At 35.7% G+C, this 13,498-nt stretch carries 12 protein-coding genes and 1 other annotated feature; all 12 genes read right to left on the bottom strand.

All coding sequences use genetic code 11. From position 1 onward, the window contains the following. Positions 1 to 2 precede the first annotated feature (2 nt). The 12 genes from ACVQ8P_RS02985 to ACVQ8P_RS02930 all read right to left on the bottom strand — a co-directional run bounded on the left by ACVQ8P_RS02985 (position 3) and on the right by ACVQ8P_RS02930 (position 13,354). Complete coding sequence (locus tag ACVQ8P_RS02985) at positions 3 to 659, bottom strand: amino acid ABC transporter permease (RefSeq protein ID WP_462297412.1); 657 nt, start codon at positions 657 to 659, stop codon at positions 3 to 5. Positions 660 to 820: 161 nt separating this feature from the next. Continuing rightward, positions 821 to 1,054: a binding site (T-box leader), on the bottom strand. Positions 1,055 to 1,099: 45 nt separating this feature from the next. Further along, positions 1,100 to 1,903, bottom strand: coding sequence for a septum site-determining protein MinD (gene minD, locus ACVQ8P_RS02980; RefSeq protein ID WP_462297411.1), 804 nt, complete (start codon positions 1,901 to 1,903; stop codon positions 1,100 to 1,102). 2 nt (positions 1,904 to 1,905) lie between these two features. Beyond that, positions 1,906 to 2,577, bottom strand: coding sequence for a septum site-determining protein MinC (locus ACVQ8P_RS02975; RefSeq protein ID WP_462297410.1), 672 nt, complete (start codon positions 2,575 to 2,577; stop codon positions 1,906 to 1,908). A gap of 19 nt (positions 2,578 to 2,596) precedes the next feature. Further along, positions 2,597 to 3,118: a rod shape-determining protein MreD gene (gene mreD / locus ACVQ8P_RS02970; protein ID WP_462297409.1), complete on the bottom strand. Its 522-nt coding sequence runs from the start codon at positions 3,116 to 3,118 to the stop codon at positions 2,597 to 2,599. 13 nt (positions 3,119 to 3,131) lie between these two features. After that, positions 3,132 to 3,983, bottom strand: a complete 852-nt coding sequence (gene mreC / locus ACVQ8P_RS02965) for a rod shape-determining protein MreC (protein ID WP_462297408.1) — start codon at positions 3,981 to 3,983, stop codon at positions 3,132 to 3,134. A 99-nt stretch (positions 3,984 to 4,082) separates the two neighbouring features. After that, positions 4,083 to 5,087, bottom strand: coding sequence for a rod shape-determining protein (locus ACVQ8P_RS02960; protein WP_462297481.1), 1,005 nt, complete (start codon positions 5,085 to 5,087; stop codon positions 4,083 to 4,085). 209 nt (positions 5,088 to 5,296) lie between these two features. Further along, positions 5,297 to 5,977 carry a RadC family protein gene (gene radC, locus ACVQ8P_RS02955; protein ID WP_462297407.1) on the bottom strand — a complete coding sequence of 227 codons (681 nt, stop codon included), beginning with the start codon at positions 5,975 to 5,977 and terminating at the stop codon, positions 5,297 to 5,299. 49 nt (positions 5,978 to 6,026) lie between these two features. Then, complete coding sequence (locus ACVQ8P_RS02950) at positions 6,027 to 7,340, bottom strand: bifunctional folylpolyglutamate synthase/dihydrofolate synthase (RefSeq protein WP_462297406.1); 1,314 nt, start codon at positions 7,338 to 7,340, stop codon at positions 6,027 to 6,029. A gap of 74 nt (positions 7,341 to 7,414) precedes the next feature. Beyond that, complete coding sequence (locus ACVQ8P_RS02945) at positions 7,415 to 10,060, bottom strand: valine--tRNA ligase (RefSeq protein WP_462297405.1); 2,646 nt, start codon at positions 10,058 to 10,060, stop codon at positions 7,415 to 7,417. A gap of 310 nt (positions 10,061 to 10,370) precedes the next feature. Beyond that, the gene (tpx, locus tag ACVQ8P_RS02940) at positions 10,371 to 10,859 is read right to left on the bottom strand and encodes a thiol peroxidase (RefSeq protein ID WP_462297404.1); all 489 of its coding nucleotides are present in this window, start codon (positions 10,857 to 10,859) and stop codon (positions 10,371 to 10,373) included. A gap of 110 nt (positions 10,860 to 10,969) precedes the next feature. Next, positions 10,970 to 12,187: a tRNA uracil 4-sulfurtransferase ThiI gene (thiI, locus tag ACVQ8P_RS02935; protein ID WP_462297403.1), complete on the bottom strand. Its 1,218-nt coding sequence runs from the start codon at positions 12,185 to 12,187 to the stop codon at positions 10,970 to 10,972. Positions 12,188 to 12,205: 18 nt separating this feature from the next. Then, entirely contained in the window at positions 12,206 to 13,354 is a 1,149-nt protein-coding gene (locus ACVQ8P_RS02930) for a cysteine desulfurase family protein (protein ID WP_462297402.1), read from the bottom strand. Between the last annotated feature and the right edge of the window lie 144 nt (positions 13,355 to 13,498).

Raw genomic sequence — 13,498 nt, 5'->3', positions numbered from 1 at the left:
CCTTATTTGTAATAACTATAATGTTTTTCAATTTTCTTTAAGATAAGTGTGAAGATAGCTGTTAATAACAGATAGATTGCTCCAACCATAAGTAACGGTACAAGTGTCACATCTCGACTTGTCGCAACATTCCCCGCTCTCAATAAATCACCTAGTCCAATAACATAAACCAAACTCGAATCTTTCACTAAATTAATAATTTCATTCCCAATTGATGGTAAAACAATTTTAAAGACTTGTGGAACCACAATTGTGCGAATTGTTTGCCAATATGAGAGACGTAGAACTTTTGCACTCTCATATTGTCCCTTAGGAATTGATTGCAATCCCCCTCTGAAAATTTCAGCGAAGTAAGCACCATAATTTAAAATAAATGCGAATAATGCAGCGTCATATCGACCAAATACGATATGAATATGAAATTGTTGTAACGTAGGCAACCCGTAAAAGACAAAAATTAATTGTAGTAATAATGGCGTTCCTCGCATTAACCAAACATAAAAATTCAAAAAATATTTAATTGGTTTTATTTTTGAAATCAAACCTAACCCAACAATTAAACCAAGCGGAATTGAACCAATAATCGTCCAAAAAAATATTTCCAACGTTAATTTAGCACCATCTAATAATGAAGGTAAAATTTCTAATATATAAGTCATTGAATAATCTCCTTTTAATTAAATAAAAAAATCCTCTCAAGTCAAATTGACTCAAGAGGACGATAACCGTGGTGCCACCTCAAATTTATATTTTTCTCACGAAAAATAACTTATGTAGATTAATAAAAGTAACTAAAAAAACTCTATAGTCAAAATTGACTATAGAGGGCGACAAGTCGCGGTACCACCTCAAGCTTCACTAAATTCTCACGAATCTAATCTCAACGAGTTTATTAAACTACAGCTATAACGGGCTTATCCCGAACTTCCCTAGTTAACTAGTTGAGGAAATCAACTCGCAGATGTGTTTCAGACTTGAAAACTGTATCTTCCCAGCAAACGATACTCTCTTTAAAAGTTTACTCAAGTCTTAATCTTCTGTTCAACGTTTTTCTTAATTGATAACAACTTAGCACACAAACATTAACCGTGTCAAGAGGCTAGTCTTTTTTAAACCATGATCCTACTTTTTTCCAGAAACCTTTTTGTGGCTGTTTTATCGTCATTAATGGGACTGTTTCACCGAGTAGGCGACGTGCGATATTGCGATAGCCTAATCCAGCTGGATTTTTAGAATCTAAGACAATTGGTTCACCATGGTTAGAAGTACTAATAACCGCATCATCATCCACAATAATTCCTAATAAATCAATTGACAAATGACGCGTAATTTCATCAACATCCATTGCTTGACCATCTTGCATCATCTGACGACGAATACGATTAATAATTAATTTGGGTTGTTCAAGTAATGGATTTTGTTCTAACAGACCAACAACACGATCTGCATCCCGAACCGCAGAAATTTCAGGCGTTGTTACAATAATAGCCATATCTGCTCCAGCAACAGCATTCATAAAGCCTTGTTCAATCCCAGCAGGACAATCAATAATCACATAGTCAAATTCTTTTTTTAATTCGTCAACAATTGCTTTTACCTGTTCAGGAACTAAAGCTGACTTATCAGTATTTTGTGCTGCAGGTAATAAGTATAAATATTCATTGAATCTCTTATCCTTAATTAAAGCCTGATGTAATCGGGCCCGGCCTTCAGCCACATCTACAATATCAAATAAGATACGGTTATCAAGGCCTAAGACAACGTCTAAATTCCGTAATCCAATATCCAAATCCATTAAAACAACTTTTTTTTCAAGAAGTGCTAATGCAGTTCCAATATTCGCAGATGACGTTGTTTTACCAACGCCACCCTTACCAGATGTTACAACAATCGCTTTTCCCATCTCTAATATCCTCCCGCATGATTAAATAATTTTGGTCGAAGTGACTTTAATTCATTCCGAGTACCGTAATCAATAATATGTAAATCATTCACATAGATTACCGTATCCTGACTATTTGTCACCTTTTCATCATCTATAATATCCACTAATTCACCAATTCTAACTTGGGAAGCAGCTGAAACATCACCCACAATAATACTGTCTGTATTATTTTCAAATCCAGCATGAATGATACCTTGAACTTCGCCCATAACAAAAATATTACCAGCAGCTCGCAATTGACCACCTTGATGTAATTTACCTAAAAAGAGCACATCACCTTTTAAATCAACAATTTGACCACTCCGAATGGTTCGATAGCAAAGATGAACGTTCTCATTTTCTTTCAAAATGTTAGCATCTTCTATAGTCATTACTTTAGATTCAATTTTGTGTACTTTAAAGTTATGATACTCAGAAATAATTTTTTCAATTCTTTGCTTTTCTTCTGCCGTAAACAATCGATTTTCAGTTTTAATATCAAACGAAATAATCGTATCGTCAGTATTTTTCTTTTCAGCATTCAAATTATCAAATAATTCTCTAAGTTCACCCAAAATCTTATCGAAACCAAAATCCTGTTTAAGAATGATTTCATAACCATCTTTATATCCTTTTAAAATAACACTCTGCATCTATGTTCACCCCTGAATCTTAATTGTATCGATTACCTGAGTTCATTAATTTCGATATTGGATAGTACAAAATAACAAATAGTACCAGATTGAATGCTAAAGTTGGTCCAAACGAAGTACTAATAAACGTTGTTACCGACTCATTCGCAAATCCAATCATTTCATTGATACTATAATATGAGACTTCTAAAACCGTTAAATCAATAAAATAAATGAGTAATAAAACAATGAATGAGGGTTCAAAATATTGATATGCAATTTTAGTTAAATAAACAATTAAGGGTAAAAGAATCATATAGATTCCTAGAATACCCGCGTAATAACTGTCAAATGCCCATCCAATACCAAATGCCCATAACTCTAGATGCTTATTATCTGAGTAAAATACCCCCATTATTAACCACAACAAGAGTAAATGACTAACCATAATTGTTGTTTGCGATTCCAATTGTGCTGAAAAAGCAAACTGTATCGTCCCATCCAAGAAAAAGGAAATAATAAGTCCTACAGGGAAAATGTACTGTTTATTTTTATTTATCATCTATCCATCACCTTTAATCTAACGTCTGAGCAACTGTCACAACAGTTAAATCACTCAAATCAGCTGCTGGCTTGATATAAATTTTTGATGCAAGCCCATAATCGCCTTTTTCAATTTTAGAAACAACACCAATATTTAACCCCTTTGGTGTTGTCCCGCCAAGACCAGATGTGACAACTGCATCACCCTTTTTCAAGGCTTTTTTAGACGTAATTTGCCCCATAGTTAAAAGACTATCTGTTTTATCATAGCCAGTAATTAACCCATTAACAATCGCACCACTTGAGTTGGTTACTTGTACCGCGAATCTATCCACAGAATCATTCGTGGTTGATATCAACTCAACCTTACTATTCGTTTTATTGACTTCAGTAACACGACCTATCAAGCCAGAACCAGCCATTACTGGCGCATTCTTCTTAACGCCTGATGCACTACCTTTGCTGATAACAAGTTGGTTCAACCAACCAGAAGGTAATCGGGTTAAGACAGAGGCGTTAATTGATGTGTAATCAGTCAACGTACTAGTCAACTTCAACTCTTTTTTTAATTGTGCATTTTCATTTCTAACCGTATCTGATTGCACCTTAACCTGTGTCAATTCATCAACTTGTTTTTTTAATTTTTGATTTTCTTGGTATGTATTCAAAAGATCAGATATGCCAACAACTGACCCTTTTAAGCCTTTTGCAGGGTAACTAACTGCTCTATCAAATAGACCAACAACATCATTGCCAAATTCTTGAATTAGCGGTGGTGTTGATTTTTTATTTCTAACGGAAATTGAAAATGAAATTAAACTAAGACTCACAATAATGGCAATTAAAATGATGATTAGTCTTCTATTTGAAAAAAATTTCTGCATGTTCGCTATCCTCCATTTGCCTTATAATTAACTAAAAAATTAAGAGGCTGGATGAATTAACTCCAACCTCTTTATTTTTAATCTATGTGATTTTTAGAACTATTTCTTCTTCATGACATCAATACTTTTTAATGATTCACCGGTTCCAATTGCAACACAGTCAAGTGGATCATTAGCGATAAATACGGGCACTTTTGTCACTTCAGCGATAACTTCTGATAAGTTCTTCAATAAGGCACCACCACCCGTTAATACGATACCGTGATCAATCACATCAGCAGCGATTTCTGGAGACGTTTCTTCTAATGTTTCCTTGATTGCTGTGATAATTTCAACGATTGATTCTTGAATCGCAACTGCAATATCTGTTGCCTTAACTGTTACCGTTTTAGGAAGACCCGTAATTAAATCACGACCCCTAATCGTTGTATCTTCAATCTTATCTGCTTCTTTAACTGAGGCAGATGCCACGTCTATTTTTAATTGTTCAGCTGTTCTTTCACCAATCAATAAATTAAAGTTTTGACGAATGTATGACACAATTGACTCATCTAATTTATCGCCGGCCATTCTAATAGAGCGACTTGAAACAATCCCACCTAATGAAATTGTTGCAACATCTGTTGTACCACCACCGATATCGACAACCATGTTACCCGTTGGATCCATAACTGGTAACCCAGCACCAACTGCAGCAGCAAATGGTTCTTCAATAACATAAGCATCACGTGCACCTGCAACTCGAGTTGCATCAATAACAGCACGTTTTTCAACTTCTGTCACACCACTAGGGACACAAACCATTACGTAAGGTTTACCTGATGATTTACCTAAAGCTTTTTGAATGTAATATTTCATCATAGCGACTGTTGTGTCATAATCAGCAATTACACCGTCTTTCATTGGGCGAATAGCCACAATGCTACTTGGTGTACGGCCGATCATTGCACGAGCATCTTCTCCAACAGAAACAATTTCATCCGTTTTAACATTTTTAGCGACGACTGAAGGCTCACGTAAAACGATTCCTTTTCCTTCAACGTACACGATTGTATTAGCTGTTCCTAAATCAATTCCTATATTCTTTGTTCCAAATCCAAACACAGTCTTTCTTCCCTTCATCGTCAGCCTTTTAGGCGCTTTTATTCATAGTTTCCATATTATATCATAATTAAAAGTTACATTTCATTCAATACTTACTAAATTTCATTAAGATTATCTTAAATTAATTGCATCATTGCGTGTTGCCTACTCCTAAACCCGCAACGTTATTAAGTTTATCATATCTATTTTCATAGAACAAGAGAGCACCCCTAAAGGACGCCCTCTTCTTTCATACTGAGATAGTTAGTGTTACCCGAAATAATATGATCCAAAAGTTCAATACCCATCAAAATACCACATTTTTCAACCCTTTTAGAGAATACAATATCATTCTTAGATGGCGTCACATGTCCACTCGGATGATTGTGAACCAATATAATTTTGGCCGCACCATACTTTAAAGCAACTGCAAAAATATCTCTTGGATGCACTGTTGCCGAATTTAAAGTGCCGATAAATAACGTTTCCTGTTTTACTATTTGATTCTTAGTATCCAGAAACAGGCCAATTAAAAACTCTTGGTTCAATCCACCTAGTTCAGCAACCATTTTTTCGCCAGCATCCTGACTAGAACAAATTTGACCACAAATAAAATGTGATTCACGATTAATTCGCTTACCAAATGCCACAATGGCTTGTAAATGTAAAGCTGAGGTCTGATTTTTTTCACCCATTAATAACTGGTAATCTGTTAAACAACATTTTTTTAGTTGACTCAAAGATTGATACCTTGATGTAAAATAGTCAATTCGTTTTTCAATATCTGCAGATTTGGTTAACAATAAGCCAAAAATAACTGTCAACAATTCTTTATCTGTTAAATGATCACATTGATACTTTTGAATTTGTTCTAATAAATACTCGCTTGGACAATTAGAAATAAGTGACATCACAATTCCTCCTATTTTTAACTAAATACGAGAAATTCACTCATTTAAATTATTCTGACACAAAATAGCCGCGGACTTCTGAAATAAAATAAAGTGAACCTGTCACAAGCAACAAATCATCAGCTGACATTGTGCCAACGCTCTGAACTAATGCTTCCTTCCAACTATCTTGAAAGGAGACATTTTTAAATTGATTTATTTTAAAATCAGCCATTCTTGTCACTTGTCGTGGGCCAGCAAACTGTGTCACTATAATGTGTACATTCGGTAACGCTGCTAACTTTTCAAGCATCTGTTCACCTTGTTTATCAGCAAGTACCGCAAAAATAATCGTTATTTCTTTATCTTGAAAATGTGTTCGGAGTAACTGCGAAATCCTATCTATTGCTGCACTATTATGTGCGCCATCTAAAACAACTAATGGCTCATCATTCACTTTTTCAAAACGACCTGGCCACGTTGTCGCACTAATTCCTTGCCTAATTGATTTCACACTAATTGACCAGCCCTGAATATTAGCAACTTGCTCAAAAGCAGCAATAGCAGTTGCTGCATTTTCATCTTGGAATTCTCCTAATAATGGTATGGATAACTGTTTAATGTGCATTTCATTGGATGTATACGTTAAAATTTCTTCCCACGACGATTTGGGTCCTTCAGATTTAACTTCAAAATCTGTCCCTAAACGAATGATAGGACTATTTTTCAATTCGGCTTCGGTAGCAATAACCTTAAAAACCTCATCCGTTACTTTACCGACAATAATGGGACGCTTAGTCTTAATAATACCTGCTTTTTGTTGTGCTATTTTTTCAATCGTGTCACCCAAAATTTTCATATGATCTAAGCCAATTGTTGTAATTACAGAAACCAGTGGGTCAATAATATTGGTTGAATCGTACTTGCCACCTAGCCCAGTTTCAACAACTACAATATCTACTGGATTTACGACACCAAAGTAAACAAACATCATTGCAGTAATAATTTCAAACTCAGTTGGCCCACCCTCATGCTCAGCTAGCTCAACGTCCATCTCATCAACGATTGGTTTTACAATGTTTACTAAACTCAACAGCGCATCATCATCTATCATTTGTCCATTTAATGAAATCCGTTCATTAAATTTCACAATAAAAGGCGAAGTATATGTTCCAACCGTCAATCCCTGCGCTATTAGTAGCTCACGTAAGAAGGCAACTGTCGATCCCTTACCATTCGTTCCAGCAACATGAATCATGTCAATCTGATTTTGTGGATTACCCAAGCGTTGCATAAATGATCGCATCCGACTCAAAGATGGACTTTTTTTAAACTGTGTTCGACCGTGAATAAATGCGATTGTTTCCTCATAAGTTGTAATCAATTCCCCATCCCGCTTTCTACAAAAATAGAAGTATCTCAGGTCTATTGTACCCGAAATACTTCTATTTTGTTAGGTTAGGCTTCTGCTTTTAAATCAGAAATTCTTTCCTTAGTTGCTGCTAACTTAATTTGGTAGTCAGCTAATTTTTCTTTTTCTTTTGTTACAACAGCTTCAGGTGCGCTGGCAACAAATTTTTCATTGCCTAATTTTTTAGTTCCGCGCATAACTTCACCATCGAGTTTTTTAACTTCTTTTTCAAGACGGGCAATTTCATCATTCAAATCAATCAACTCAGCAAGTGGCATGTAAACTTCTGCCCCTGTGATAACAGACGTCATTGCTAATTTAGGTGCAACAACATCTGGGCTGATTTGAAGTTCTTTAGGATGACAGAATCGTTGAATAAATTCTTGATTATCCTCAAAAATAACTTTCGTTTTAGCATCCGTTGTTTTAATCAATAAATCAACCGCACTAGACATAGGTGCATTTACTTCTGCACGATTATTTCTAACGGCACGAATTAATTCAATTAAATTATTCATATCAGTCACTGATTGTTCATCTTCAAACTCTGGATGCACAACTGGGTAATCTGCCACAACAATTGATTTCCCTTCATGCGGCATTGTTAACCAAAGTTCTTCAGTCACGAATGGCACAATTGGGTGAAGTAATTTCAATGTTTGGTCTAACACATAAGCCAAAATTTGTTGTGTATTTTGCTTAACAGCTTGATCTTCACCATTAAGATTTTCTTTACTCATTTCAATATACCAATCACAGAAATCATTCCAAATAAAGTTGTATAAAGCACGACCGGCTTCACCAAATTCAAATGTATCAAATAAACGTGTGACTTCAGAAACCGTTGTGTTCAAGCGACTTAATATCCACTTATCCACTAGTTGCCATTCTGATTTAGCTGGTAATTCAATCTTATCAACACCATCTAAATTCATAATAACAAAACGGCTGGCATTCCAAATTTTATTGATAAAGTTCCAAGAGGCGTCCATTTTAGTATAACTAAAACGAACATCTTGGCCTGGTGCAGATCCATTAGATAAGAACCAACGAAGCGCATCAGCACCATATTTTTCAATCACATCCATGGGATCAATTCCGTTACCAAGTGATTTACTCATTTTACGACCATTTTCATCACGGATTAACCCATGAATAAGCACATGTTCAAATGGACGTTCATCGGTAAATTCTAAGCTTTGGAAAATCATACGTGATACCCAGAAGAAAATAATATCATAGCCTGTAACAAGCGTATTTGTTGGGAAATAACGTTTGAAATCTGGTGCATCCGTATTTGGCCAACCCATCGTTGAAAATGGCCATAGCGCACTTGAGAACCAGGTATCTAGCACATCATTATCTTGTTCCCAGTTTTCTATATCCGTTGGTGCAACTTCACCAACGTACATCTCACCAGTTTCTTTATGGTACCAAGCTGGGATTTGATGACCCCACCATAATTGACGTGAAATAACCCAATCATGAACATTTTCCATCCATTGTGTAAAGGTATTTTCAAATCGTTCTGGTACAAATCCAACTTTATCTTCCCCCTGTTGGAATTTTAAAGCTTCTTCAGCAAGTGGTTTCATTTTAACGAACCATTGTGTTGATAATCGGGCTTCAACTTGAACCCCAGTTCTTTCAGAATGTCCAACACTATGTGTAATTGGATCAATCTTAATCATTAAGTCTTCAGCTTCAAGATCTTTAACGATTGCTTTACGTGCTTCAAAACGATCCATACCAACATATTTGCCAGCATTTTCGTTCATCGTTGCATCTTCGTTCATTGTGTTGATACGAGGCAAGTTATGACGATTACCTACCTCAAAGTCATTAGGATCATGGGCTGGTGTAATTTTAACCATCCCTGTTCCAAATCCCATATCAACATAATGATCTGTGATAATCGGAATTTCCTTGTTAACAAGGGGTAAAATAACTTTTTTACCAACAATATCTTTGTAACGCTCATCATCAGGATGAACCGCAACCGCAACATCGCCCATCATTGTTTCCGGACGTGTTGTTGCAATTTCAATAAAGCCAGAACCATCAGCAAAGGGGTATTTAACATGATAAAAGGCGCCCTCATCATCTTGATGAATAACTTCAATATCTGATAAAGCTGTTCTTGCCTTAGGATCCCAGTTGATAATGTATTCGCCACGGTAAATTAATCCTTTGTTGTATAACTTAACAAAGACTTTTTTAACAGCATCTGACAACCCATCATCTAACGTAAAACGTTCACGACTATAATCGAGAGATAAGCCCATTTTTGCCCACTGTTTGTGGATAACATCAGCATATTCATCTTTCCAATCCCAAACCTGTTGGACAAATTTTTCACGGCCTAAATCGTAGCGCGTCACACCTTGTTCGGCTAACTTTGCTTCTACTTTGGCTTGTGTGGCAATTCCTGCATGATCCATCCCTGGTAACCAGAGGGTATCAAAACCTTGCATTCTTTTTTGTCTGATTAAAATATCTTGTAACGTTGTATCCCATGCATGACCTAAATGCAATTTACCAGTAACATTAGGCGGTGGGATAACAATAGAATAAGGCTTTGCTTCTGGGTTAGCGTTAGGTTTAAATAAATCTTTTTTCAACCATTCTTCATAACGACCAGGTTCAACCTGACTTGGATCATATTTTGTTGATAATTCAACTTCTTTTGTCATGAGTTCTCCTTTTCATTCATTAATTTTATTTTTAGGCATAAAAAAGCACCGTCAGCAAAAAACATTTCTGTTTTAGGACGACAGTGCCGTGGTACCACCTAAATTGGGTTTTAACCCCTCTTAATTACTTTTTTAACGAACCAATAATGTCCGGTTATTCCTACTTTGTTTCAGAATAACAACTCCCGAGCTACCACCATAGTGTCTGATTAAAATGTTTCAGCCTAGCATTTTATCTCTGAAATGACTGGTGTTCCCGTTCTTCGTCTGTAGTCATATTCTAGCGTTTATTCTGAAAATCGTCAATATCTTATTTTTTTAATTCTTTAAGTAAAGTCGCATAATCTGGTTCATCTGAAATTTCTGTGACGAGTTCTTCATAAATTACCTGTCCAGTTTCATCCAAAATAAAAACCATTCGTGCCATGTGGCCAAATTCAGGCACATCTAATCCCGTAACTTTGGCAAAATCACCTTTGTCAGCATGCAATAATTGCAAATTAGTGATGCCCTCAGCTGCACACCAATTCTTTTGATCTTCTTTTGTATCATCCGAAACTGTGATAAATTCAATATCTTTAAAATGATCCGCTTCCATATTAAATCGTTTTGTTTCTATACTACAAACACGTGTATTAATACTTGGAACAACACTTAATAACAATTTCTTACCATTTTTCTTAGGCAATGTTACTGCTTGATCATTTTCATCATATGCAACAACCGTAGGAAAAATAGCGCCTACTTTAGGTGCTTCACCAACTGTATCCATTTCATTACCATGACGAGTTACTTTCATAATTGACCACCCTTTCTTTATTTATCCTTATTCTACGCAATTATCAATCAAGAAGCGACTTATTTGATTGGACAAAAAAAGATTAGAAAAATTTCTAATCTTTAAAGGGTCTATAACAATTCTGCAAATAAATCACTATTTTCATTCAAATATTCGTCACCAATATGAATCTTGCTGACTTTAATGCCTGCTAGTGCACGTTCCATCAAACCATCAATGTCCAAACGTGCTTCAAATTCTCTTGAACGATCTAAACGAGGTTTTGTTTTAGGTGCTGGTGGGGCAAAAATAGTACAACAGTCTTCAAATGGTTTAATTGAAAGGTTAAACGTATCAATTTTCTTAGCAACATCAATAATTTCATTTTTATCCATTGAAACTACTGGACGAATAATTGGCATTGTTGTGACATCGTTAATTGCGACCATACTTTCAAGTGTTTGAGAAGCCACTTGACCTAATGATTCACCATTAAAGATGGCTAATCCATTACGCATCTCAGCAATTTTTTCTGTCAAACGTAACATGAAACGACGGGTAATTGTCATCAAGTATGGTGCTGGCACGTCATGCTTAATTTGTTCTTGAATTTCAGTAAATGGTACTTCAATGAACTGAATTGTGCCAACATAAGGTGTCAATTTAACCGTTAATTCTTTAGCCTTAGCTAAAGCTTGTTCACTTGTGTATGGTGGACTGAAGAAATGGACCATTTCCATTGAAACGCCACGTTTCATACCAAGATAGCCAGCAACTGGTGAATCAATCCCACCTGACAACATCAGCATCCCTTTACCAGCAGTCCCAACAGGCAAACCACCAGCACCGAGACGTGTTTCAGATGATAAGAAAATCCCATTTGCCCGAACTTCAACACGCAAAATAATATCTGGTTGTTTCATTTTAACCGTAATACCAGGTACGTGATCCAAAATCCAACCACCTAATTCATCATTCATTTCATTAGTATCTAATTCAAAGTCATGATCTGAACGGCGTGTATTAACTTTAAATGTTGTGCCTTCAACAAATTGTTCACTTACCATTGCTACCGCAGTTTCTTTAACTAAATCTAAATCTTGTTCAACCCGAATTGCAGGTGAGAAATTTTGAATACCAAAAACTTGTGATAAGCGTTGCATCACTAACTCGCTATCATCACCATTTAAATTGATATGCATACGATCGCGATTGGCTTTAACAACTAATTTATCAAAATCATGTAAACTATTGTTTACGTTAGTGCCTAAACGATCAATAAAATTCCTCTTGTTTTTTCCTTTTGTTGATAATTCACCGTAACGGACCATTATTTCTGTATATTGCATGTCGACATCCTTTCGTTATTAAGAATTAATTTTTTCAAATTTGTGATATAAAATATCAAAAACGCGATTAAATTCTTCTGCTTCTTCTAATGTATTATTTTCATCAAAACTAATTCGAACAGCTGATTTAGCAAGTGCTTCTGGAACATGCATTGCCAGCAAAGTCCCAGATGCTTGATTTTTCTTTGATGAGCAAGCACTTGTCGTCGAGATATAAATACCTTCACTCTCAAATGCATGAACAATTGACTCGCCACGAACGCCTTCAATTGCGAAACATAATATATGCGGCGCAAAATCTGGCTGAATTTTAGAAAAAGTTGTAATCTTTCTAAAGTCACTAATATGATCAAAAATCAGCTTTTTAACAGCTTTTTGTTTTGCAACCATTTCAGTTTCATCTTTTAATAGTAAGCGTAAAGCTCTTGCCATCCCGGCAATTGCAGGAACATTTTCAGTCCCACTACGCAAGTTATGTTCCTGTCCGCCACCTGTAAGCAGTGGTTCAATATGGCGGCCTCGCTTACTATAAATAAATCCAACACCACGTGGTGCATGGAATTTATGCCCTGAAAATGTCACAAAATCAACTCTATCACTCATAAAAGCCGCTTGAACACCCTTACCGATAGCCTGAACCGCATCAACGTGAAAATGAACCGTTGGATAATCTTTTAATGCATCTCCAATTTCAACTAAAGGCTGGACTGTTCCAATTTCATTATTAACTGCCATAACTGAAACCAAAATAGTATCAGATTTCAAAGCTGCTTTTAAATCATCAACATTAATACGACCTTCATCATCAACTGGCAAGTAAGTAACTTCAAAACCAAGTTGTTCCAATTGAGCCATTGTATTCATTACAGCCGGATGTTCAACAGTCGTCGTAATCAAATGCTTACCATGAGCCATTTTAGCCATAGCAGTTCCCTTAATTATCCAATTGTCGCCTTCAGTTCCACTACCAGTGAATAAGATTTCATCTTCAAATACATTTAACAGACTCGCAATTTGTTGTCGTGATTGTTCCAATAAATTATAGGCAACTTCACCTAAATTATTCAAACTAGATGGGTTACCCCATACTTTTTCACTCACTTTATTGTATGTGTCTAAAACCTCTGGTGCGATTTTTGTTGTCGCACTATTATCAAAATAAATCATTAGCTACCTTCTTTTCTGAAAAATACTTTTCTTATTATAATATACTTCGTATCAGATTGACACTATTTATTCATCCCTGGTGTTTCTTTCTGAAATATAAAAGTGGGGACTGAACAAATATTTTTGTCTCAGTCCCCACTTAAT

Source organism: Dellaglioa sp. BT-FLS60 (assembly GCF_054941065.1).
The sequence above is the reverse complement of the archived record's forward strand: the minus strand, read 5'-3'. Positions and strand labels throughout refer to the sequence as shown.

Excerpts from the sequence above, each read along its gene's own strand:
- radC (WP_462297407.1), bottom strand. The coding sequence starts at position 5,977 with ATGTCACTTATTTCTAATTGTCCAAGCGAGTATTTATTAGAACAAATT.
- ACVQ8P_RS02975 (WP_462297410.1), bottom strand. The coding sequence starts at position 2,577 with ATGCAGAGTGTTATTTTAAAAGGATATAAAGATGGTTATGAAATCATT.
- tpx (WP_462297404.1), bottom strand. The coding sequence starts at position 10,859 with ATGAAAGTAACTCGTCATGGTAATGAAATGGATACAGTTGGTGAAGCA.
- ACVQ8P_RS02930 (WP_462297402.1), bottom strand. The coding sequence starts at position 13,354 with ATGATTTATTTTGATAATAGTGCGACAACAAAAATCGCACCAGAGGTT.
- ACVQ8P_RS02945 (WP_462297405.1), bottom strand. The coding sequence starts at position 10,060 with ATGACAAAAGAAGTTGAATTATCAACAAAATATGATCCAAGTCAGGTT.
- thiI (WP_462297403.1), bottom strand. The coding sequence starts at position 12,187 with ATGCAATATACAGAAATAATGGTCCGTTACGGTGAATTATCAACAAAA.
- mreD (WP_462297409.1), bottom strand. The coding sequence starts at position 3,118 with ATGATAAATAAAAATAAACAGTACATTTTCCCTGTAGGACTTATTATT.
- minD (WP_462297411.1), bottom strand. The coding sequence starts at position 1,903 with ATGGGAAAAGCGATTGTTGTAACATCTGGTAAGGGTGGCGTTGGTAAA.
- ACVQ8P_RS02985 (WP_462297412.1), bottom strand. The coding sequence starts at position 659 with ATGACTTATATATTAGAAATTTTACCTTCATTATTAGATGGTGCTAAA.
- mreC (WP_462297408.1), bottom strand. The coding sequence starts at position 3,983 with ATGCAGAAATTTTTTTCAAATAGAAGACTAATCATCATTTTAATTGCC.